Genomic DNA, 19,642 nt, shown 5'->3' on the forward strand with positions numbered 1-19,642 from the left:
GGGCATGTTTCTGCAGATAGATAATGATTAACACTGTTTAGCGCCAATCGCGCCGGAGCGCAAGCTGAGGCCGAACACCAGCGTGGCGGAGAGGATCAGCGCGCCGCCGAACAGCATGGCGCTGCTGACGCCCTGCCAGTCCACCACCTCGCCGCCCAGCAGCGCGCCGGAGGCCAGCGCGATCTGGATGACGCACACCAACAGCGCCTGGCCGGCTTCCGGCGCCTGCGGCACCGCGGCGAACATCCAGTTGGTGGCGCACACCGGGACGGCGCCAAAGGCCAGCCCCCACACCAGCACCATCAGCGTGGCGCCGGCGAGGCCGCTGAGCAGCGGCGAAACGATCAAAATGCCCGCCAGCATGGCGGCGATCAGAATAAAGGTGGCGCGCAGGCTGTATTCCCCCAGACGCTCGCCGAGGAAAGTGCCCAGCAGGCCGATGGCGCCATAGGCCAACAGCTGCAGCGAGATCGCCGACGGGCTGAGCACGAACACCTGCTGCAGCAGGGGTCGCAGATAGGTGTAGGCGGCGAAGTGGCCGATGAACAACAGCACGATGGCGATCAGGCCGATGCGCGCCATCGGCAGGCGCAGCGGCAGTACCAGATCGCGCGGCGTGACCGGCCGGGACGGTGGCACCGAGGTCAGCAAACGCAGCTGCGCCAACAGTACGCCGACCGCCAGCGCCGCACCGCCGAAGAAGGCGGCGCGCCAGCCAAACAGATCGCCGATCAGCGCCCCGGCCGGCACGCCGCACACCGCGCCGACCGAGATGCCGCTGAGGATCAGCGCGGTGGCGCGGCCCTGGCTGGCTTCCGGCACCAGATGGCGGCCGTAGTTGGCGGCGAACGACCAGAAGCCGCCGACGCAGATGCCCAGCAGCACGCGGCCCAGCAGCATCATCGGGAAGTTGACGGCCAGCGCCGCCACCAGGTTGGACACCATCAGCAGCAGCGACAGCCCCAGCATCAGCAGGCGTCTGTCCAGCCGGCCGGAAGCCAGGCTCAATACCGGTGCGGCCACCGCCGCCACGATGCCGGGCATGGTGACCATCAGCCCGGCGGTGCCGGTGCTGACACCGAGCGAAGGGGCGATGTTGGTCAGCAGGCCGATCGGCAGAAACTCGGTGGTGACCATGACAAAACAGGCGACCGTCAGCGAGAAGATCGCCGGCCACGGGGATGATGCAGGGTTATCTTTATTATTCAGCATAATGCCGCTCGTCTCAGGTGAATGCGCAGGCCGCGCGCGGGGCGCGGTGTGACCGAAGTCACAATCTACGGCAGGTGCAAGTCGCGGATAAATCCATCTGCGGTGGTTACACTGTTTCTGAGGGGGAACAATCGCGGCAGTGAGTTAAAGCGCGGCTTGCGCCGCGCCGAGGGGAAAGGAATAAAACGGCATAAGGTTATGACCGAATGCCGCGTGGCGCTTACAGCCCCGGCGCTTTCCACAGCGAGGTGGTCAGGCCGTTGTCCACCAGCGTCAACTGATCGGCGTAGATCCGCCGCCAGGTTTCTTTCTGTTCCTGATACAGCGCGTGGTGGGTCATGTCCGGCTGATGCTCGCGCTCCCAGCGCACCAGGCGCTCGCCGGTTTCGGCCAGCGATGCGTACAGCCCGGCGCCGACGCCGGCGGCGATCGCGCAGCCCAGCGCGGTGGCCTCTTTCACCACCGGCACCCGCACCGTCAGCCCGGTGACGTCGCTGAGGATCTGGCTCCACAGCTTGCCCTTGGCCCCGCCGCCGGCGAACACCAGCGAACGGGCCTGCACGCCGGAGAAGGCGGCGATCTGTTCCAGATTGCAGGCGGAGACGATGGCGGCATTCTCCTCCAGCGCGCGAAACAGCGTCTGTTTGTTGCAACGCTCCGGGTCGATCGACATGTTGATGAACGACGGCGCTGCGTGATACCAGGTTTTGAAATGCATGGCGTCGGAGAAAATCGGCATCACGCCGTAGGCGCCCGGCGGCACTCTGGCCGCCATCTCTTCCAGCAGGCTGTAGGCGTCGACCCCCAGCCGCTCCGCCAGCAGTTTTTCTTCCGCGCAGAAGGCGTCGCGGAACCAGCGCATGGTCAGGCCGGTAAAGAAGCTGATGGATTCCGCCTGCGCCATGCCGGGAATGACGTGGGGGTTGATGCGGATGTTCATCTCCGGATCGATGGCCGGCTCCGGCAGGTTGACGATTTGCTGCCAGAAGGTGCCGCCGAGCACCGCCGTCTGCCCGGCGCGCACGATGCCGAGCCCCAGGCTGCCGAGCTGCACGTCGCCGCCGCCCATCACCACCGGGGTGCCGCGCAGCAGCCCGCTCTCCTGCGCCGCCTGTTCGGTGACGCGCCCCAGCACGCTGCCGGTCTCTTTCACCGGCGACAGAATATCGGCGCGCAGGCCGGCCATGTCGAGCAACGCCGGCCGCCAGTCGCGGCTGGTCAGATCCAGCATGCCGGTAGTGCCGGCGTTGGAAGGATCGACCGCCAGTTCGCCGCTCAGCATGTTGGCCAGCCAGTCGCTGATCATGGTCAGCGTCGCCGCCTGGCGGTAGATGTCCGGCCGATGGTGCGCCAGCCACAGCAGACGCGGCATGGCGCTCAGCGCCAGCGTCTGGCCGGAGTGCTGGTACACTTCGCGTTCGAAGCCGTGGTTGTGCAGCTCTTTCAGCTCGCTGACTTCGTGGCTGGCGCGTGCGTCGACGTTGGCGCAGGCCCAGATCGGCACGCCGTTGCGGTCGTACAGCACGATGCCTTCACGCATCGAGCAGCAGGCCACCGCGCGGATCGCCTGAGCGCTCAATCCTGCACGTTGCATCGCCTGGCGGATGCACTGGCAGGCCAGCTGCCAGTTGCGGCTGAGGTCAAACTCCATCGAGCCGGGCACGCCCGGCACCGCGAGGTGTTGCCACTCCGCCTGGCCGTGCGCGATCTGGTTACCCGCCAGATCGAAGATCACCGCGCGAATGCTGCCCGTTCCTGCGTCCAGCGCCATCAAGTAGTTATCCATAGCCTATGCTCTCAGGGGGAGGAATGTTAACTATAGATGCCGCCGCCTTACCCCGCCGGGGGAGGAGTGGGCGTCGCCGACGCGATTTGTGAGCCAGGCGGCAAAATTGCCGTTGCGGCAGGGCAATCGACGGGAATAAACCTATGGTTGGAAAGCGCCATGTTACGGCGCGCCGTTTAAACAAGGAGTTGCCATGCACGTCACATTGGTTGAGATCAACGTTAAACAAGACAAAATCGACGAATTTATCGATGTTTTCCGCGCCAATCACCTGGGCGCGATCGAAGAGCCGGGCAACCTGCGCTTCGATGTGCTGCAGGATGAACAGATCCCGACGCGGTTTTACATCTACGAAGCCTATCGCGACGAGCAGGCGGTGGCGGCGCACAAGCAGACCCCGCACTACCTGCAGTGCGTGGAGAAGCTGGAAGCGCTGATGACCGGCCCGCGCAAGAAGACCACCTTTATCGGCCTGATGCCTGAATAATCGCCGGTGTTTGCCGGTGTCCATGCGCCCGGTTTGGTTGTAACCTGCAAGGCAAAGCGAATTTTCAATGGGATAAGCGGGGCGAGGATGACATTGCGCGATCGGCTGTTGGCGCTGTTGGTGGTGGTGATCTGGGGCGTGAATTTCGTCGTGATCAAGTTCGGTTTACAGGGTATGCCGCCGTTTCTGCTGGCCGGGATGCGTTTTTTACTGGTGGCGTTGCCGGCGATCTTCTTTATCCCGCGCCCGACTATTCCGTGGAAATGGCTGCTGCTGTACGGCATGACCATGAGCTTCGCGCAGTTCGCGTTTCTGTTCGTCGCCATCAAGGTGGGCATGCCGGCGGGGCTGGCCTCGCTGGTGTTGCAGGCGCAGGTGTTCTTCACCCTGCTGTTGGGCGTTGTGCTGATGGGCGAAAAGCTGCGGATCAACCATTTCGTCGGCATCGCTATCGCCAGCGGCGGCATGCTGGTGCTGGCGCAGGCCAGCCTGCATAAGCCGGGCAGCGGCGCGGTCCCCCTGGCGGGCCTGCTGTTGACGCTGGCGGCGGCGTTTTCCTGGGCGCTGGGCAACCTGACCAACAAGAAGATCCTGGCCGGTTTCCCGCAGCGTAATATCTTATCGCTGGTGGTGTGGAGCGCGCCGATCCCGGTCGTGCCGTTCCTGGCCTGCAGCTGGCTGTTCGACGGCCCTGAGGTGGTGCTGAGCAGCCTGAGCCATGTGCAGGTTGGCACCTGGCTGGCGGTGGCCTATCTGGCGTTCGCCGCCACGCTGTTCGGTTATTCGGTGTGGGGCAGCCTGCTGGGGCGCTATGAAACCTGGCGCGTTGCGCCGCTGACGCTGCTGGTGCCGCTGGTCGGGCTGTTCGCCGCCTGGCTGTTGCTGGACGAAGCGTTGTCGCCGGCGCAGTTCGGCGGCGCATTGCTGGTGCTGGCCGGCATGGCGGTCAACACCTTCGGGCTGCCGCGCCGCCGGGCCGTCGCCGTGCGCTAAACCGAATAGGGTAATTCTGTTCAATACGCTGTCGGCGGCGGTCGGCATTCTGGCGCCTGTGAATATTTTCTCAGGTGTCCATCATGAATATCTACCTTTCCATGGCCGCGTTTGCGCTGGCGGCCTCCATCACTCCCGGCCCGGTCAACATCGTCGCATTGAGCGCCGGGGCGCAATTCGGCTTTGGCGCAACCCAGCGCCATGTGTTCGGCGCCACGCTGGGGTTTACCCTGTTGCTGGTGCTGCTGGGATTGGGCATGCACCAACTGCTGATCCTGTGGCCGGGGCTGACCTGCTTGATCCAGTGGGCCGGCGTGGCCTTTCTGCTGTTTATGGCCTATCGGCTGGCGTTTGACGACGGCAGACTGGGCAACGGCGCGGCGCAGGCGCCTTCCTGTTGGTACGGCGCGCTGATGCAATGGCTGAATCCCAAGGCATGGCTGGCGTCGGTGGCCAGCCTCGGCGCCTTTGTCGGCGACGGTGACATTCGGCTGCTGTGGCAGTTCGCCGGGCTCTACTTCGTGATTTGCTATGCCTCGGTAGCCTGCTGGGCCTATGTCGGCGCGATGCTGCGCGGCCTGCTCAGGCAGGCGCGCAACGTACAGCGCTTTAATCGCGCGATGGCGGCGTTGCTGGCGGCCAGCGCTTGCTATCTGTTGGCAGAGGGTTTTTGATACTGGCCGGGCGTGGCGGCCAACAGCTGTTTGAAGGTGCGCTGAAAGTGCGCCTGATCGGCAAAGCCGCTTTCGCTGGCGGCCGCAGCGATCGGCAGGCCGCTTTTCAAGAGCCGATGGCCGTGCTGTACGCGGCGGTTGACCAGATAGGCGTGCGGAGTCATGCCGTAACGCTGGCGGAAGGCGCGGATCAGGTAAGAAGGGGACAGCGCGGCGGCGCGGCAAATGTCGTCCAGCGTCAGCGGCCGGGTGCAGTGCGCGTCGATAAACGCCGCCGCCGCTTCCAGCCGGGTATGCGGCGGCGTCTCCGGCTGGCGGACATCGCCCAGCCCGAGCTGCAGGGCGCTGAAATACTCCACCATGGCGATCTGTTTTTCCAGCGCGCTGCACAGCGGATCCGTCAGCAGCGCATAAAGCCGGTTCAGCCCGTGGAACAGCGCCGAATCGCGGCTGAGCGGCTGGCTGAACGGAACAAAACGGTCGCCCTCGCCGCCGAGCAGCTCCTGCTGCAGCGCGCCGAGCCAGGCGAGATCGAGATAGAACATGACGTACGACCAACGGCGATCGGCGATGGGGTTGCAGGCGTGCGCCTGCTGCGGGTTGATGACAACCAGATCGCCGGCGCTGACCTGCATGCGCCGTTCGCCGTTGACATAGGTGCTGACGCCGCCGGTGATGGCGCCGATGGAAAAGAATTCGTGGCTGTGCAGGCTGTAGCACACCTGGCGGCCATCCGCGATGGCGCGGGCTTCGACGAACGGCAACTGCGGATCGCGCCAGAACTGCGGCGTTTTTTCACTCATACGCTTTCCTTTTCACTGCGGCGGCATCACAGTGTTATAGCCTGAAAGCGACGAGTGGGGGAATGGCGGATGATGATTTTTAACGTGTTCGGCCGTCTGCTGGGCGTGAAGCGCATCGGGGGCGAATGGCGGCTGTTCCGCGTGACGCTGCCGGAGCGCAAATATGCTCCCAGCTACGATATCGTGCTGCCGGCGGATCTGCGCGAAGAGGAGATCGCCGGCTATCTGGGGGATATTTATCACGAGGCCGCGACGCCGCAACGGCCGGAGGTGTTTCGCGTCGAGTAGCGCGGGCGTTACTCTTCCGCGTTGCGCGCCATGAGGCGGCGCTGATGTTCCTCGCTGGCGGCCTGGATCTCTTCCAGCACCGAGCCGACGTCGGCGCGCTTCTGGATTTCGTTGAATCGGCCGCTGAGGGCGCTGTCCGGCGTCAGGTTGCCTTCCTGATACAGCGCCCAAATCTCTTTGGCGTATTGGCTGTCGCGCAGTTCCGGCGCGAACTGGCCGTAATATTCGGCCAGATTGCCGATATCGCGCTCGAACATGCTTTTGGCGTGGTTGTTGGCGGCGGCGTCCACCACCTGCGGCAGATCGATGATCACCGGTCCGTCTTTATCCATCAGCACGTTGAATTCCGACAGGTCGCCGTGCACCAGCCCGGCGCACAGCATGCGCACCGCGTAGTTCATCATCAGGGCGTGATCGGCGCGCGCCTGTTCCGGCGTCAGGATGACATCGCTCAGGCGCGGCGCCACCAGGCCTTCTTCGTCGGTGATCAGCTCCATCAGCAGCACGCCGTCCAGGCAGATATCCGGCTGCGGCACCCGCACCCCGGCCTTGGCCAGCAGATACAGCGCGTCCACTTCGGTGTTTTGCCAGGCTTCTTCCTGCTGCTGGCGGCCGAATTTGGAGCCTTTGCTCATGGCGCGCGCGTCGCGGCTGTTGCGCACCTTGCGCCCTTCCTGATAGTGGACGGCCTGCTTGAAGTTGCGCTTCTCGGCCTCTTTGTACACTTTGGCGCAGCGGATCTCATCGCCGCAGCGCACGATAAACACGTCGGCTTCTTTGCCGCTTTTCAACCGGCGGATGACGTCGTCGATTAACCCGTCATCCACCAGCGGCTGGAGTCGTTTTGGAATTTTCATGCAGCCTTGTACCCTATTTAGGCTCCGGTGTGAATGGCTTGCGCAGTTGATAGCGTAAGTTAGACCCGAAAGGCAAACATTAGTTTTGCCGCCGCGTCATCATTACGCGGCGGCGGGCGCTCAGAGGCTGGCGGCCGGCACCCAGACGCTGACGCTGCCGGCGTTAACCGGGAAATGGGCGCTGCCCTGGTCGTCGGCGGTGATTTCCTCCGGGCGGTTGCCGAGGAAATCGCGCCAGGCGGTGTGCGCGAGATCGGCGCCGAGCGTAACCGTCTTGCCGCTCTCGCCGCCGTTGGTCAGCACCACCACGCAGCCGGGAGCCTCGGCAGTGCCGGCGCGGCTGAAGGCCACGCAGTGGCTGTCGTCGGAGTAGTCGATTTGCGGGCCGTTGGCGAAGCGCTGGCGGGCGGCAATCAGCTTCTCCAGTTCCGGGATCGCCGGCATGTCGATCTGGTATTCGCCGCCGTCGCGCCCCTTGTCGCGGTAGCTGGCGCCATACAGGTCGGGGTAAAACACGCAGGGCACGCCCTGTTCGCGCAGCAGGATCAGCGCGTAGGCCAGCGGTTTGAACCAGGGTTCCACCGGCGCTTCCAGCGATTGCAGCGGCTGGGTATCGTGGTTGGCGACCAGCGTCACCGCGTGGGCCGGATCGGCGGCGGTCAGGGTATCGGTGAAGATCTGCGCCATGTCGAAGCCGTCGCCCTGCTTCGACGCCTGATGAAACTTCAGGTGCAGCGCCACGTCGAACAGCATCACCTTGCCGTCCACCAACTCGATGTATTGTTGCAGCGCGCCGAGATCGTGCGACCAGTATTCAGCAACGATAAACAGGTCGCGTTGCGCGCTGCCGCGCACGTGATCCGCCCACTCTTTGAAGAACCAGGCGGGAATGTGTTTGGCGGCGTCGAGGCGGAAGCCGTCGCACGGCAAGGTTTCCAACAGCCAGCGCGCCCAGTATTTGAGTTCCTCCGTCACGGCGGCGTTGCGGAACTCCACGTCGGCGCCCATCAGATAGTCGTAGTTGCCTTTCTCGTCGTCGACCTGATCGTTCCAACCGTCGTCGCCATAGTCGTTGGCGATTTTGAACACCCCTTTGTCGTCCGGCTGCTCAACATAGTCGACGCCGCTGAAGCATTTGTAATCCCAGATAAATTCGGAATGCACGCCCTGGCGGCCGGGGAAGGTGAAGCGGGTGTAGGCCAGCGCGTCGAAGCCCTGATCGTCGATGTCGTTGCGGTTGTTGGCGTCCACCTTGAACACGTGCACCCGTTCTTTCTCGTCCGCGCCGAGCTTGTGGTTGAACACCACATCGTAAAGCACGCCCACGCCGTGTTCGCGCAGCGTATTGGCGGCGTGTTCCAGCGCCGCCTTGTCGCCGTATTTGGTCGCCACGCTGCCTTTCTGGTCAAACTCGCCCAGATCGAACAGATCGTAAGTATCGTAGCCGACGGAGTAGCCGCCGGAAGCGCCCTTGCAGGCGGGCGGCAGCCACAGATCGGTGATGCCCAGTTCGGCCAGGTGCGGGGCGCGCTCGGCGGCCTCCTGCCACAGTTTGCCGCCGTCGGGGTAGTACCAGTGGAAGAATTGCAGCAGGGTGGTTTTTTTCGTCATGAGCCAGCGTCCCGGTTAGCCAGAAGGAGAGAAGCAGTTAAAGCATGGGCTACTTTTGGCAAAAGGGACAATGGCGCAGGGAAGCGCGCGAAGGCAGGCGTAAATATGTAACCGACGTTGACGAGGTAGCGCTTGAGTTGTTGCTATCAAGTTTTTACGTTTTAAATATTATCTTTTAAATTTCAAATAGATATTTGTTTTATTTTTTGTTTTACCCACTTTTGCCGTTTTTATGCTCACTTTTATTGGGTTTTTATTTCAGCCTTAAATCTTAATATGATTTTTAATTTTATTAATTTGTTTTTAGTTAGATTTAAATGCTGTTGCATGAAATATTTTGACATATTCAGGTGCCGGATTGGTTATTCATTCGCAATTGTTTATGCGTTATCGTTATGTTTAAAATTAGATAACACTATCAACCAATAACCCATCCAACGTAGCCTGAAGGTGGGAGAACAGGGGAGCATAACGCCGTGAACATCAGGGATTTCAGAGCATTGGCGCGCAGTTTGGTCAGAGAATTCGGCATGTTGAGCAAGCAGAGCAACGGCTCGCGCTTTTCGCCGCTGCAGATCCATCTGATGATCGAAGTCAGCGAGCAGCCGCTGGGCGTCACTGAACTGGCGGCCCGGCTTTGCATCGACAAGGCCAGCGCCAGCCGGGCGCTGCGCAGCCTGGTGGCCGCCGGCGTGATAGAAACGGTGGATCATCCTGATGACAAGCGGCACAACCTGCATCGGCTGAGTAAGCAGGGCGGCAAGACGCTGGCCGGCATCGAGAGCGACGCCGACGGTTTTATGCAGGCGGCGCTGGCGCAGTTGGACGACGATGAGCTGGCGAGCACCACCGCGGCGATGAAAAAGATGACCGCGGCGCTGCGCAGCGCGCGCAAACAGCGCGACGCCAATCTGCGGGTGCGGCCGATCGCCGAGCGCGACGATGCGGCGATGGCGGCGATCATTCGCGACGTGTTTCGCGAGTACGGCATGGACAAAATGGAAGGGGTCAGTCTGCACGATCCGGATCTCGATCGGCTGACCGGTCTGTATCGCGACAACGGCGGCCACTACTGGGTGCTGGAGCGGGACGGACAGGTGGTGGGGGGCGTCGGCATGGCGCCGCTGGCCGGCGAAGAGCCCGGCTATTGCGAGCTGCAAAAACTGTTTTTCAAACCCGGCGCGCGCGGGTTGGGCATGGCGCGCCATATGGTGGTGCAGGCGCTGAAGGCGGCGCGGGCGGCGGGGTATCGCTACTGCTACCTGGAAACCACCGAACAGTTGAAAGAGGCGATCGGGTTGTACTATGCGCTGGGGTTCACGCTGTTGACGGAACGGCGCGGCAATACCGGCCACCACGGCTGCAACGTATGCATGCTGAAAAATCTCCAGAGCGACGATATGTGAGCGGTTTCAAGGTTAGCGCCCGCGCCTTGTGTCACCCTGTTAACCGTTTGATAACAATCACAACGTTTTATCAGGGAGGAAACTATGTTGGGGGATCCGATGGCGCTGCCCGCGCTGGTCACGCTGGTGGTCATCGCGCTATGGGCCAGCGCCCGCTTGCCGGAGTATGTGGTCGCGCTGCTGTTCTTTACGGCGGTGATGGTCTTGCAGCTGGCGCCCGCCGCGGTGACCTTTTCCGGTTTCGCGTCTTCCGCATTCTGGCTGGTGCTCAGCGGTTTCGTACTGGGCTCCGCCATCCGCAGCACCGGTTTGGCGGATCGCCTGGCCAACCGACTCTTGCCGCATCTGGCCGGTTCCTGGCCCCGGCTGGTGGGCGGCGTGGTGGCGATAAGCTACGCGCTGGCGTTTGTCATGCCTTCCAATATGGGGCGGATTACGCTGCTGATGCCGATCGTTATGGCGTTGGCCGAGCGCGCCGGCCTGGCGGAAGGCTCGCGCGGCCGCATCGGTTTGGCGCTGGCGGTGGGGTTCGGCACCTTCCAGCTCTCCGCCAGCATCCTGCCGGCCAACGTACCCAATCTGGTGATGAGCGGCGCGGCGGAAAGCGCCTATGGCAGCCACTTCGCTTATCTTTCTTACCTGCTGCTGCACGCCCCGGTACTCGGGGTAGCCAAAGGCGCGCTGCTGACGCTGTGCATCTGCGGCCTGTTCCGTGCGCGGCCGCAGCCGGTGGCGGCCGAGGCGGCGCAAACCCCGCTCAGCGCCGCCGAATGGCGGCTGATCGCGCTGTTGGGCGCCACGGTGCTGTTGTGGATGACCGACAGCTGGCACGGCATCGCTCCCGCCTGGATAGGGTTGGCGGCAGCCTGCTTCTGCCTGCTGCCGCGCATCGGTTTTCTCAACGGCGAGCAGTTCGCCGCCGGGGTTAACGTGCGCACCTGTATCTACGTGGCGGGGATCCTGGGGCTGACCGCATTGGTCAGCCACTCGGGGCTCGGCGATCGGTTGGGCGGCGCGCTGCTGGCGATGATGCCGGATCTGCACGGCAAGCCGTTCGCTGCGTTCGGTTCTCTGGTGGGGATCACCGCGCTGTTGAATTTCGTGGTGACCGCCAACGGCGTGCCGGCGCTGTTTACCCCGCTGGCGCAGGCGTTGTCCGCAGGCAGCGGCTTGCCGCTGCTGACGGTGCTGATGACCCAGGTGATCGGTTACGCCACGCCGCTGCTGCCGTATCAGGCTTCGCCGATCGTGGTGGCGATGGGGATGGGCAAAGTGCCGGCGCGTGAAGGGTTGAAGCTGTGTCTGCTGTTGGCCGCGCTCAGCTTCGCACTGCTGGTGCCGTTGGACTATCTGTGGTTCAGGCTGCTGGGGTGGATCCCGTAAACAGCCCTGCGCCGCCGGCGAAACAATCTTCGTCCAGCGTCAGAGTGGCGATTTTATGCACCGGTCCGCGCATGCTGACCTGAAAATCGCCGCTGAAGGCGATCTGCAGCTCGCCGCCCGGCATCCGCACGCTAACCCGATCGCCGACTCGTCCCAACTTGCGCATCACGCTGGCGGCGGCGCAGCTGCTGCTGCCGGAGGCGAGGGTAAAACCGGCGCCGCGCTCCCAGATGCCGATGCGCAGCGTCTGGCGATCGACCACTTCCACCAGTTGTACATTGGTGCGTTTCGGGAACAGCGGATGGCGTTCAATCTGCGGTCCGAGCCGATGCACCTGCGCCAGATCCAGTTTTTCCACCGGCACCACGCAGTGCGGGTTGCCCATCGACACCAGCGAAACGCTTAACGTCTCCTCCCTCAGGGGCAGCGGATAGTTCAGCGCCTCCGGCAGATCGATCAACGCCGGCAGCGCCGCCGGGCTGAAATTGGCGCGCCCCATTTCCACCGTTATCTGATGCGCGTCTTGCGCCACCTGGCAGCGCACGTCGCCGCCGGCGGTGTGCACCAAAAACGGTTGATGGCCCACGCGGCCGCTGTCAAACAGATAGCGCGCGTAGATGCGCAGGCCGTTGCCGCTCTTCTCCGCTTCGGAACCGTCCGGGTTGATGATGCGCAGGGTGGGATTGACGGCGTCGCCGCTGTCGATCAGCAGGCCGTCGGAACCGATGCCGTAATGCGGGTGGCACAGCAGACGGATCTGTTCATGGCTCAGCCGATCGGCGACCGAACGGTGGCATACCAGGTAGTCGTTGCCCAGACCGTGATATTTGTGGAACAGCAGGGGAGTCATGGCGTTGCTCGGCTCAGCGGAAAAAGGTCGCTACAGCTTACAACAGAACGTTGGCGTTAAAGCAAACAAAAGGCGGCCTGAGCCGCCCTTTTGCACGATTGCCGATCCGGCCATTAATTGTAGATGATCGCGGTGCCGTGCAGTTTATTGTCACCGGTGGTGGCGATGATCTGGAAGGATTTTGCGCCCGCCGCATCGGCTTTGGCCGCCAGTTTGTTTTCCAGGCTGCTCAGGTCGGACGCGCCGCTGACGGTGACGACGCCGGCTTTTTGCAGGTCGGCGGGTTGTGCGTTAACCAGTTCGGCGGCGAAGCTGCCGAAGGAGACGGAAGCCAGTGCGATGGCGGCGATGGTCATTTTCAGGTTTTTCATGGTCTTATTTCCTATCTTTGTTCTTTACGATGTTTGTTTTGTAAGGTCGTTAAATTAATTAACGATCGATAATTTAATGTTAGATGCCGGTTTGACGGATTGCAAGTATTTTTTTAATGCTCGTTAATTAATTTTTTTTGACGCCCTGGCGTCGGGAGCACAACTTATCGCGATCCGCTGGTTTAATCCCTTGTTATTGATAGATTTCTGCGGTGCCGTGCAGCTGGTTGTTACCGCCGGCGCCGATGATACGGAAGGATTTTGCACCGGCCTGATCGGCTTTGGCGGCCAGGCTGCTTTCCAGCGAGGTCAGATCGGATGCGCCGCTGACGGTAATGACGCCCACTTTCTGCTGGTCAGCCGGTTGGTTCTGGACCAAATCAGCGGCGAAGCTGCCGAAGGAAATGCTGGCCAGAGTGAGGGCTGCTAAGGTTAATTTTAAGTTTTTCATAATGTTAATTCCTTTCCGATAACGGTGAATAGAGGGGTTTAATCCGCTTCGCTAAATTATCTTAACGATCGATAACTAAATGCTAATCGGTTCTCGACGAGGGCGCAATATTTTTTTATAATGATCGTTAAGTTATTTGTGCTAACCCTGCTGTGGAGCGGGACAGGAGAGAATGATGAGCATCAATGAAGAGGTCTGCGGCAAAAAGAGCCGTGGCAGGCCGAAACAATTTGATCGCGACCGGGCGCTGGAAAGCGCGCTCGATCTGTTCTGGCGGCACGGCTATGAAGCCACCTCGCTGGCCGATCTGGTGGAAGTGACCGGCGCCAAAGCGCCGACGCTGTATGCGGAATTCGGCAACAAGGAAGGGATGTTCCGCGCGGCGGTGGAACGCTATCTGCAAAAATACACCACCTGCACCAACCAACTGTTGGAACAGGCGTTGCCGGTAGCCGAGATCGTCGAGGCCTACGTGCGTTCTTCCGTCGAAGTGTTTACCGATCCCGATACGCCGTCAGGTTGTTTTATGGTGTGCGCCTCGGCCGCGCTGTCGTCCGCGTCCGACGACGTCGCCCAGATGCTGCGCAAAAAACATCATGCCCAGGAAGCGGCGCTGAAAGCCTGTTTCGATCGCAAGGTGCAGCAGGGTGAACTGCTGGCGAAGACCGACACCGCGCTGCTGGCGAAATACGTCATTTGCACCATTGAAGGCATGTCGGTGCAGGCGCGCGAAGGGGCAAGCCGCAGCGATCTGCTGCGGTTGCTGGAGGCGTTGATGCTGGTGTGGCCGCGGCTCAGCCAGATTGGCAATAAGGTGTGACAACCGGCCCGGCTTTTACCGGGCCGTTTAACCCATTACTGATTGACCGGGATCACCGCGCCCTGGTACTTCTCGCGGATAAAGTCCTGAATCGGTTTAGAGTGCAGCACTTTGACCAGCGCCACGATCTCCGGCTTGTTCACGTCGGCTTTGTGCACGGTGATGATGTTGGCGTACGGGTTGTTTTCGCCGCTTTCGACCGCGATCGGATCCTTGGTCGGATTCAGCCCGGCGTCGATGGCGTAGTTGGCGTTGATCACCACCGCGTCGCCTTCGTTGTTGTTATACATCTGTGGCAGCAGCGCGCCCTCAATGTTGGCCTGGAACTTCAGGTGTTTCGGGTTTTCCACCACGTCGGTGATGCGTGCGTCCACTTTGCTCACCCCCGGCTTCAGCTTGATCACGCCTTCCCGTTCAAAAATAGACAGGATGCGGCCTTCTTCCGCCACCGCGTCGCGCATGATGATTTTGCCGTTTTCCGGCAGATCTTTCAGGCTCTTGTACTTCTTCGAGTAGATACCGATAGGCTCAATATGGATCGCGCCGGCGCTGACGAAGTCGTAGCTCTTGTCGTCGGCGTGGTCTTTCAGCACCGAGTTCAGGTAAGGCACATGCTGGAAATAGTTGGCGTCAATGTCATGGCTGGCCAGCGCAGTGTTCGGCAGGATGTAGTCCTGGAAGCGCTTGATCTGCAGATCGATGCCTTCTTTTGCCAGTATCGGTTTAGCCTGTTCGAGGATCTCGGCGTGCGGCACGTTGGAGGCGCCGACCACCAGCTTGGTCGCCGCGGCGGCGCCAAAAGAAGCCAGAGTGGCGACGGAGGCGAAAGCCAACATCAGTAGGTGCTTTTTCATCATCGTTTTCCTTGGTTAATTAACGTTTATCGAGCGTTCTTGTCAGGGTGTCGCCAATGAACTGAATGACGAAAACGATCAGCAGGATCGTCAGCGTCGCCACCAGCGTCACGTCACTGTGGTTGCGTTGGAAGCCTTCCAGATAGGCCAGGTTGCCCAGGCCGCCGGCGCCGATCACCCCGGCCATCGCGGTGTAGCTCACCAGCGCGATCAGGGTGACGGTGATGCCGGAAACCAGCGCCGGCGAGCTTTCCGGCAGCAATACGCGGAAAATCAGGGTGCGGTTTTTGGCGCCCATCGAGCGCGCCGCTTCGATCACTCCTTTGTCGACCTCGCGCAGCGCGATCTCCACCAGCCGGGCATAGAACGGCGCCGCGCCGACGATCAGCGCCGGCAGGGCCGCATCCGCGCCGAGAATGGTGCCGATAAGCGACTTGGTGAACGGGATCAGCAGCACGATCAGAATGATGAACGGAATGGAGCGGAAGACGTTGACCAACACGGAGATCAGCGAGTAGACCGCCCGGTTCTGCAACAGCTGGCCCTTCGAGGTTAAAAACAGCAGCACGCCGAGCACGATGCCCAGCACCAGCGTGGCCAAACCGGCGATGCCGGTCATGTACAGCGTTTCCCAGGTGGCGTCCCACAGTTGGTCCAGACGCAGGTGGGGGAACAGGGATTCAATCATGTTGGATAACCTCGACGGCGATGTCTCTTTCGTTCAGCAACTTGAGCATGTCGGCGACTTGTTGTTCGTTGCCTTCGGCGTGGATGTACAGTTCGCCGAACGAACCGTTGAGGGTGTGGCTGATCTTGCCGTGCAGAATGTTGACGGTCAGGGCGTAGCGCCGGATCACTTCAGAAATCACCGCCTGATGGGTTTGCACGCCGACGAAGGTCAACTTGAAAATCGCCCCCGGCAGGTGGGCGGTGAGCTGCGGGTTGAAGCTCTCTTCGGTGTCCGCATACTGCGACACCTGTTTGACGAACTGCCGGGTGATCGGCTGCTGCGGCCGGGTGAACACGTCGAGCACCGGGCCTTCTTCGACGATGCGGCCGTTTTCCATCACCGCCACGCGGTGGCAGATTTTGCGCACCACGTGCATCTCGTGGGTGATCAGCACGATGGTCAATTTCAGCTGACGGTTGATGTCCAACAGCAGGTCGAGAATGGCGTCGGTGGTCTGCGGATCGAGCGCCGAGGTGGCCTCGTCGCACAGCAGCACGCTCGGGTTATTGGCCAGCGCGCGGGCGATGCCGACGCGCTGCTTTTGGCCGCCGCTGAGCTGCGACGGGTAGGCGTTTTCGCGCCCCTGCAGGCCGACCAGCGCGATCAGTTCCGCCACGCGCGGCGCAATCTGCGCCTTGGGCACGCCGGCGATCTGCATGGAAAACGCGATGTTCTGGCTGACGGTGCGCGACCACAGCAGATTGAAGTGCTGAAACACCATGCTGATTTTCAGCCGTGCCTGGCGCAGATGGCTGCCTTTGGCGCGGGCGATATCGAAGCCGCCGACGTCGATGCGGCCGCTGGTGGGCGTTTCCAGGCCGTTGAGCAGGCGGATGAGGGTGCTTTTGCCGGCGCCGCTGTAGCCGATGATGCCGTAAATTTGCCCGGCCTCTACCGCCAGGCTGACGTTGTCTACCGCTACGACGCGGCCCTGTGTGCTGTCAAAAGTTTTGCAAACGTTCGAAAGAACGATCATAGCGAAGCGGATCCTTATCGATACATCACAGCATTCCGTCCAGAGCGCGGTGCGCCGGACAGAGATCGTTCGGCTTTTCGGCTGACGGAACCTCTGTTGCGGGTGAATACCGGGCAATCCTACCGAGGGTTGATAGTGACAGGAAGAATGTAAAATCTATTACTTATTCTGATTTGATATATAAGGCGGCGGGGGAGGCGGGGGAAGAAAACCGGCCGCAGGGCGGCCGGCGGAGGGCTAGCGTTTGTCCAGCTTCATGTGCAGCAGCGGGAACGGGTTGCCCTGGCCGTCGAGCGGCGAGCGGCCGGTGATGACAAACCCGTAGTGGCGGTAGAAACCGCTGGCCTGCGGATTTTGCTCGTTCACGTCCAGCTGCAGCTCATCGTGCAGCGTTTCCGCGTGGGTCAACAGCGCTTTGCCCACGCCTTGGCCGCGCTGATCGGCGTCGATAAACAGCATCTCCACCTTGTTGCCGTTCAGGCCGATAAAGCCGCAGGGATGCCCCGGTCGGTCTTCGGCCACCCAAACGTTGACCGCCGGCAGGTAGTCGTTCAGCACCAGCGGGAACAGCTGCGCGATGTTGTCTTCGGTTAAAAAATGGTGGGTGGCGCGCACCGAACGCAGCCAGATATCTGCCAATTGCGCGTTGTCTTCCGCCGCGCGTGCTCTGATGGTAATCATCGAACTCTCTGCTATCTAAGTTGAAGGAAAAGAAACTAGATAGAGGTTTTGTGGGGTTAGTGCCGAATTAACGTGGGTTAACGCCCTGCAAAGCGCCTCTGCAGTGGATCGAATAGGCCCGCCTTCTCGCAAGCGGTATAACAACTGTAATTCAGCAAGTTAATGCTTTCAACCGCCGCAGGGCGCAATGAGGCGCCCGTCGCGTGATACACTGGCCGCTGAACCAGCAAGAGGGCGGCAGGATGGAAGCGGTACGCGCAGCGATAGAAAAACAGGTGCTCAGCCTGACCGGGCTGGCGCTCGGCGGCGTCGATTTTGAGAACCCGCCGGGCGATCCGGGCTTGTTCGGCCCGCAGTCTGTCATCTGGCAGGTACACCGCGACTTCACCCCGATGCTGTGCGGCGGCGTCAGCGCCTTGCTGCTGCAAATGCTGCACCCGCTGGCGCTGGCCGGAGTGTGGGATCACTCCAATTTTCGCGAAGATATGATCGGCCGCCTGCGCCGCACCAGCCAGTTCGTGTCGGTCACCACCTTCGGCCCGACCGCCGAGGCGCAGCGGCTGATCGCCAAAGTCAAAGCCATCCATCTGCGGGTGACCGGCGTCGGCAGCGACGGCACGCCTTATGCCGCCAGCGATCCGGCGCTGCTGACCTGGGTGCACGTGGCGGAGAGCAGCCGTTTTCTGGCCAGCCACCTGCGCTACCGCAACCCGCACCTTTCCCGCGATTTGCAGGATCAATACTATCGTGAAGCGGCGCGCGTGGCCGCCGCGCTGGGGGCGACGGCAATTCCTCAGTCCTGCGCGGAGGTCGAAGAATACCTGCAAGCGATGCGGCCGCAGCTGGTGTGCGATGAACGCACGCAAGAGGTGGCGCGCATTCTGCTGAAGGCGCCGGCGCCGAGCGCATTGGCGCGCCCCCTCGGCGGGGTGGTGATGCAGGCGGGCATCGATCTGTTGCCCGATTGGGCGCAGCGGCAGTTCGGTTTTCATCCGGGCGCGCTGCGGCGGCGGCTGGTGCGAACGGGCGCCGCCGGTTTGGGCAAGGTGCTGGGCGCGTCGATGCGCAACGGTTCCTATCAGCGTGCGGTGCGGCGCATCACTCAGCCGTCATGAGCCGCAGCCGCTATAATTAGCCTTTGTTTATCTTCGTTTACGGCCGTTTTTGAGACTTTTACGGGTGATCCGGCCAGTAATGCGTTTTACACTTGGGGCAAAGCCACATTCCATTTTTGGCGCGCAGCCGATTCTGCCGCGCCCTGACCCTATTGAGGTGATATGAACGAGTCATACGTACTTGCTGAAGTCAGCAATGAGAACCAGACGCTGGTCGCGGTGGTTCAGCAAGATCACCGGGCAGCCTATTTTTACATTTATCCCGCCGAAGCCTACAGCGATCGCTATCAGGTGCGCGCCTGCTGGCTGCGCAATCTGGCCGCCGCGCCGCTGCAGGAAGATCGCGCCGCGCTGGAGCAGGGGCAGCCGCCGATGCTGGCGGCGGAGTTTTGCCGCAACCTGGAAGGGGAAGCGCCGCTGAACCCGGAAGGGCTGATGGTGGTGTGGAGCGAAAGCGACGACGGCGCGGCCCTGTGGTATTACGGCCAACTGTTGGCGGTGATCCCCGGCTGGAGCCTGTATATCGATCATTCGGTGTGCTACTCGGCCAGCTGTATCAAGGAGAGCCCACTGGCCTATCCGCTCGGTTCGGCCTCGACCAACACGCAATATGCGCAGGCGGAAAGCACCCGCCAGTTTTGGCGCAGCTGGCAGCGTGAAGAGGGCAATCCGTGGCCGAAGATGCAGCGCGATTTTCAGGCGCGCTATGAGCCGCATTTCGGCCCTTCGGTAAAATACTACGCCATCGATCAGGGCAAGTGGCCGCCGATGGCCATCACCCAGCACGAACGCGACGGCATCTATTACTTCCTCACCATGGGGGTCAGCATCCGGCCGATGCCGTGGGTGGAGATCCTGTTCAACGACGAGGCTTCGCGCTATCGCCGCATGGAGATGGCGATCGCCATCGATAGCCAATACATGACTGAAGACAACGCGGTGCAGATGGCCAGCGCGCTGGCCGGTTTCGCTCATGCGCCGTGGGCGCGGCTGACCTGGATCGGCGAAGGGCATACGCTGGAGTCCGACGTGGCGCCGCTGGGCTATGAGGGCTATATTTTATCGTCGTCCTTCTACCCGCATCACGCGCACCTGGCTCTGCCGCAGCAGTATGGCGATCCGGTTAACCTGTTCTGGGCCAGCCCGGTGTTTACCGCCGAGCGCCAATTGGCGCACGCCACGCCGAATGGCGGGCACGATCTGGTGCACAGGCTGCGCGAGCAGGGCGTCGACCATATTTTCCGCCCGCGCCAGCCGGTGTGCTGACGCGCTTATCTTTTCTTCAGGAGCCGCC

General features: G+C 61.7%; 21 protein-coding genes. 9 read left to right on the forward strand and 12 right to left on the reverse strand.

Annotation, left to right across the window (positions count from 1 at the left end; translation table 11 throughout):
• Window positions 1–27 precede the first annotated feature (27 nt).
• Complete coding sequence (locus tag WFM45_RS02575) at window positions 28–1,212, reverse strand: MFS transporter (protein ID WP_033633813.1); 1,185 nt, start codon at window positions 1,210–1,212, stop codon at window positions 28–30.
• Between the two features lie 220 nt (window positions 1,213–1,432).
• Complete coding sequence (gene lsrK, locus WFM45_RS02580) at window positions 1,433–2,998, reverse strand: autoinducer-2 kinase (RefSeq protein ID WP_015377075.1); 1,566 nt, start codon at window positions 2,996–2,998, stop codon at window positions 1,433–1,435.
• 193 nt (window positions 2,999–3,191) lie between these two features.
• On the opposite strand from lsrK, the gene lsrG reads away from it, so the two are divergent.
• The 3 genes from lsrG to WFM45_RS02595 all read left to right on the forward strand — a co-directional run bounded on the left by lsrG (window position 3,192) and on the right by WFM45_RS02595 (window position 5,152).
• Window positions 3,192–3,485, forward strand: a complete 294-nt coding sequence (gene lsrG / locus WFM45_RS02585) for a (4S)-4-hydroxy-5-phosphonooxypentane-2,3-dione isomerase (RefSeq protein ID WP_004939559.1) — start codon at window positions 3,192–3,194, stop codon at window positions 3,483–3,485.
• Between the two features lie 87 nt (window positions 3,486–3,572).
• The gene (locus tag WFM45_RS02590) at window positions 3,573–4,478 is read left to right on the forward strand and encodes an EamA family transporter (RefSeq protein WP_021503964.1); all 906 of its coding nucleotides are present in this window, start codon (window positions 3,573–3,575) and stop codon (window positions 4,476–4,478) included.
• Window positions 4,479–4,561: 83 nt separating this feature from the next.
• Window positions 4,562–5,152: a LysE family translocator gene (locus WFM45_RS02595; protein ID WP_004939547.1), complete on the forward strand. Its 591-nt coding sequence runs from the start codon at window positions 4,562–4,564 to the stop codon at window positions 5,150–5,152.
• Here the strand turns inward: WFM45_RS02595 and WFM45_RS02600 are convergent.
• The gene (locus WFM45_RS02600; RefSeq protein ID WP_336954428.1) at window positions 5,128–5,955 is read right to left on the reverse strand and encodes an AraC family transcriptional regulator; all 828 of its coding nucleotides are present in this window, start codon (window positions 5,953–5,955) and stop codon (window positions 5,128–5,130) included. The two genes, WFM45_RS02595 and WFM45_RS02600, sit on opposite strands and share 25 nt — an antisense overlap.
• 69 nt (window positions 5,956–6,024) lie before the next feature.
• Here WFM45_RS02600 and WFM45_RS02605 point away from each other — a divergent pair, with 69 nt between their 5' ends.
• A complete protein-coding gene (locus WFM45_RS02605; RefSeq protein WP_033633809.1) occupies window positions 6,025–6,243 on the forward strand; it encodes a DUF7661 family protein in 219 nt (72 codons plus the stop codon).
• 8 nt (window positions 6,244–6,251) lie between these two features.
• Here the strand turns inward: WFM45_RS02605 and WFM45_RS02610 are convergent, their stop codons facing one another.
• Window positions 6,252–7,100 carry a PA4780 family RIO1-like protein kinase gene (locus WFM45_RS02610; RefSeq protein WP_004939540.1) on the reverse strand — a complete coding sequence of 283 codons (849 nt, stop codon included), beginning with the start codon at window positions 7,098–7,100 and terminating at the stop codon, window positions 6,252–6,254.
• Between the two features lie 120 nt (window positions 7,101–7,220).
• On the reverse strand, window positions 7,221–8,711 hold the full coding sequence (gene amyA / locus WFM45_RS02615) for an alpha-amylase (protein WP_336954432.1): 1,491 nt from the start codon (window positions 8,709–8,711) through the stop codon (window positions 7,221–7,223).
• A gap of 500 nt (window positions 8,712–9,211) precedes the next feature.
• Between amyA and WFM45_RS02620 the strand changes: the two genes are divergently transcribed.
• Window positions 9,212–10,117 (forward strand): bifunctional helix-turn-helix transcriptional regulator/GNAT family N-acetyltransferase, encoded by a 906-nt coding sequence (locus tag WFM45_RS02620; protein ID WP_336955671.1) that lies wholly within the window; start codon window positions 9,212–9,214, stop codon window positions 10,115–10,117.
• 84 nt (window positions 10,118–10,201) lie between these two features.
• Entirely contained in the window at window positions 10,202–11,500 is a 1,299-nt protein-coding gene (locus WFM45_RS02625; protein WP_033633806.1) for an SLC13 family permease, read from the forward strand.
• Here the strand turns inward: WFM45_RS02625 and dapF are convergent.
• From dapF to bhsA (WFM45_RS02640), 3 genes are all read right to left on the reverse strand, one after another.
• Window positions 11,475–12,350: a diaminopimelate epimerase gene (dapF, locus tag WFM45_RS02630; protein WP_033633805.1), complete on the reverse strand. Its 876-nt coding sequence runs from the start codon at window positions 12,348–12,350 to the stop codon at window positions 11,475–11,477. The genes WFM45_RS02625 and dapF overlap by 26 nt on opposite strands.
• Window positions 12,351–12,463: 113 nt before the next feature.
• Window positions 12,464–12,721 carry a multiple stress resistance protein BhsA gene (gene bhsA, locus WFM45_RS02635; protein ID WP_004939517.1) on the reverse strand — a complete coding sequence of 86 codons (258 nt, stop codon included), beginning with the start codon at window positions 12,719–12,721 and terminating at the stop codon, window positions 12,464–12,466.
• A 193-nt stretch (window positions 12,722–12,914) separates the two neighbouring features.
• Window positions 12,915–13,172 carry a multiple stress resistance protein BhsA gene (gene bhsA / locus WFM45_RS02640; RefSeq protein WP_015377085.1) on the reverse strand — a complete coding sequence of 86 codons (258 nt, stop codon included), beginning with the start codon at window positions 13,170–13,172 and terminating at the stop codon, window positions 12,915–12,917.
• 175 nt (window positions 13,173–13,347) lie between these two features.
• On the opposite strand from bhsA (WFM45_RS02640), the gene WFM45_RS02645 reads away from it, so the two are divergent.
• Window positions 13,348–13,992, forward strand: coding sequence for a TetR/AcrR family transcriptional regulator (locus WFM45_RS02645; RefSeq protein ID WP_004939509.1), 645 nt, complete (start codon window positions 13,348–13,350; stop codon window positions 13,990–13,992).
• A 35-nt stretch (window positions 13,993–14,027) separates the two neighbouring features.
• Here the strand turns inward: WFM45_RS02645 and WFM45_RS02650 are convergent, their stop codons facing one another.
• The 4 genes from WFM45_RS02650 to WFM45_RS02665 all read right to left on the reverse strand — a co-directional run bounded on the left by WFM45_RS02650 (window position 14,028) and on the right by WFM45_RS02665 (window position 17,233).
• Entirely contained in the window at window positions 14,028–14,846 is an 819-nt protein-coding gene (locus WFM45_RS02650) for a MetQ/NlpA family ABC transporter substrate-binding protein (protein WP_336954438.1), read from the reverse strand.
• 19 nt (window positions 14,847–14,865) lie between these two features.
• A complete protein-coding gene (locus WFM45_RS02655; RefSeq protein WP_004939505.1) occupies window positions 14,866–15,534 on the reverse strand; it encodes a methionine ABC transporter permease in 669 nt (222 codons plus the stop codon).
• On the reverse strand, window positions 15,527–16,552 hold the full coding sequence (locus tag WFM45_RS02660; protein WP_033633804.1) for a methionine ABC transporter ATP-binding protein: 1,026 nt from the start codon (window positions 16,550–16,552) through the stop codon (window positions 15,527–15,529). The genes WFM45_RS02655 and WFM45_RS02660 overlap by 8 nt, the downstream gene beginning before the upstream one ends.
• Before the next feature lie 237 nt (window positions 16,553–16,789).
• Window positions 16,790–17,233, reverse strand: a complete 444-nt coding sequence (locus WFM45_RS02665) for an acetyltransferase (protein WP_004939500.1) — start codon at window positions 17,231–17,233, stop codon at window positions 16,790–16,792.
• A 242-nt stretch (window positions 17,234–17,475) separates the two neighbouring features.
• Here WFM45_RS02665 and WFM45_RS02670 point away from each other — a divergent pair, with 242 nt between their 5' ends.
• Together WFM45_RS02670 and WFM45_RS02675 are read left to right on the forward strand one after the other, a co-directional pair.
• A complete protein-coding gene (locus tag WFM45_RS02670; protein WP_004939498.1) occupies window positions 17,476–18,348 on the forward strand; it encodes an oxygenase MpaB family protein in 873 nt (290 codons plus the stop codon).
• Between the two features lie 162 nt (window positions 18,349–18,510).
• Window positions 18,511–19,614 carry a suppressor of fused domain protein gene (locus WFM45_RS02675; RefSeq protein WP_242141563.1) on the forward strand — a complete coding sequence of 368 codons (1,104 nt, stop codon included), beginning with the start codon at window positions 18,511–18,513 and terminating at the stop codon, window positions 19,612–19,614.
• Window positions 19,615–19,642: the final 28 nt, after the last annotated feature.

Source organism: Serratia sp. KG1D (assembly GCF_037150675.1).
Lineage (GTDB): Bacteria > Pseudomonadota > Gammaproteobacteria > Enterobacterales > Enterobacteriaceae > Serratia > Serratia nematodiphila.

What these genes read in the sequence shown, in the direction of transcription:
- WFM45_RS02575 (WP_033633813.1), bottom strand. Translation starts at nt 1,212, where the DNA reads ATGCTGAATAATAAAGATAACCCTGCATCATCCCCGTGGCCGGCGATC.
- lsrK (WP_015377075.1), bottom strand. Translation starts at nt 2,998, where the DNA reads ATGGATAACTACTTGATGGCGCTGGACGCAGGAACGGGCAGCATTCGC.
- lsrG (WP_004939559.1), top strand. Translation starts at nt 3,192, where the DNA reads ATGCACGTCACATTGGTTGAGATCAACGTTAAACAAGACAAAATCGAC.
- WFM45_RS02590 (WP_021503964.1), top strand. Translation starts at nt 3,573, where the DNA reads ATGACATTGCGCGATCGGCTGTTGGCGCTGTTGGTGGTGGTGATCTGG.
- WFM45_RS02595 (WP_004939547.1), top strand. Translation starts at nt 4,562, where the DNA reads ATGAATATCTACCTTTCCATGGCCGCGTTTGCGCTGGCGGCCTCCATC.
- WFM45_RS02600 (WP_336954428.1), bottom strand. Translation starts at nt 5,955, where the DNA reads ATGAGTGAAAAAACGCCGCAGTTCTGGCGCGATCCGCAGTTGCCGTTC.
- WFM45_RS02605 (WP_033633809.1), top strand. Translation starts at nt 6,025, where the DNA reads ATGATGATTTTTAACGTGTTCGGCCGTCTGCTGGGCGTGAAGCGCATC.
- WFM45_RS02610 (WP_004939540.1), bottom strand. Translation starts at nt 7,100, where the DNA reads ATGAAAATTCCAAAACGACTCCAGCCGCTGGTGGATGACGGGTTAATC.
- amyA (WP_336954432.1), bottom strand. Translation starts at nt 8,711, where the DNA reads ATGACGAAAAAAACCACCCTGCTGCAATTCTTCCACTGGTACTACCCC.
- WFM45_RS02625 (WP_033633806.1), top strand. Translation starts at nt 10,202, where the DNA reads ATGTTGGGGGATCCGATGGCGCTGCCCGCGCTGGTCACGCTGGTGGTC.
- dapF (WP_033633805.1), bottom strand. Translation starts at nt 12,350, where the DNA reads ATGACTCCCCTGCTGTTCCACAAATATCACGGTCTGGGCAACGACTAC.
- bhsA (WP_004939517.1), bottom strand. Translation starts at nt 12,721, where the DNA reads ATGAAAAACCTGAAAATGACCATCGCCGCCATCGCACTGGCTTCCGTC.
- bhsA (WP_015377085.1), bottom strand. Translation starts at nt 13,172, where the DNA reads ATGAAAAACTTAAAATTAACCTTAGCAGCCCTCACTCTGGCCAGCATT.
- WFM45_RS02645 (WP_004939509.1), top strand. Translation starts at nt 13,348, where the DNA reads ATGAGCATCAATGAAGAGGTCTGCGGCAAAAAGAGCCGTGGCAGGCCG.
- WFM45_RS02650 (WP_336954438.1), bottom strand. Translation starts at nt 14,846, where the DNA reads ATGAAAAAGCACCTACTGATGTTGGCTTTCGCCTCCGTCGCCACTCTG.
- WFM45_RS02655 (WP_004939505.1), bottom strand. Translation starts at nt 15,534, where the DNA reads ATGATTGAATCCCTGTTCCCCCACCTGCGTCTGGACCAACTGTGGGAC.
- WFM45_RS02660 (WP_033633804.1), bottom strand. Translation starts at nt 16,552, where the DNA reads ATGATCGTTCTTTCGAACGTTTGCAAAACTTTTGACAGCACACAGGGC.
- WFM45_RS02665 (WP_004939500.1), bottom strand. Translation starts at nt 17,233, where the DNA reads ATGATTACCATCAGAGCACGCGCGGCGGAAGACAACGCGCAATTGGCA.
- WFM45_RS02670 (WP_004939498.1), top strand. Translation starts at nt 17,476, where the DNA reads ATGGAAGCGGTACGCGCAGCGATAGAAAAACAGGTGCTCAGCCTGACC.
- WFM45_RS02675 (WP_242141563.1), top strand. Translation starts at nt 18,511, where the DNA reads ATGAACGAGTCATACGTACTTGCTGAAGTCAGCAATGAGAACCAGACG.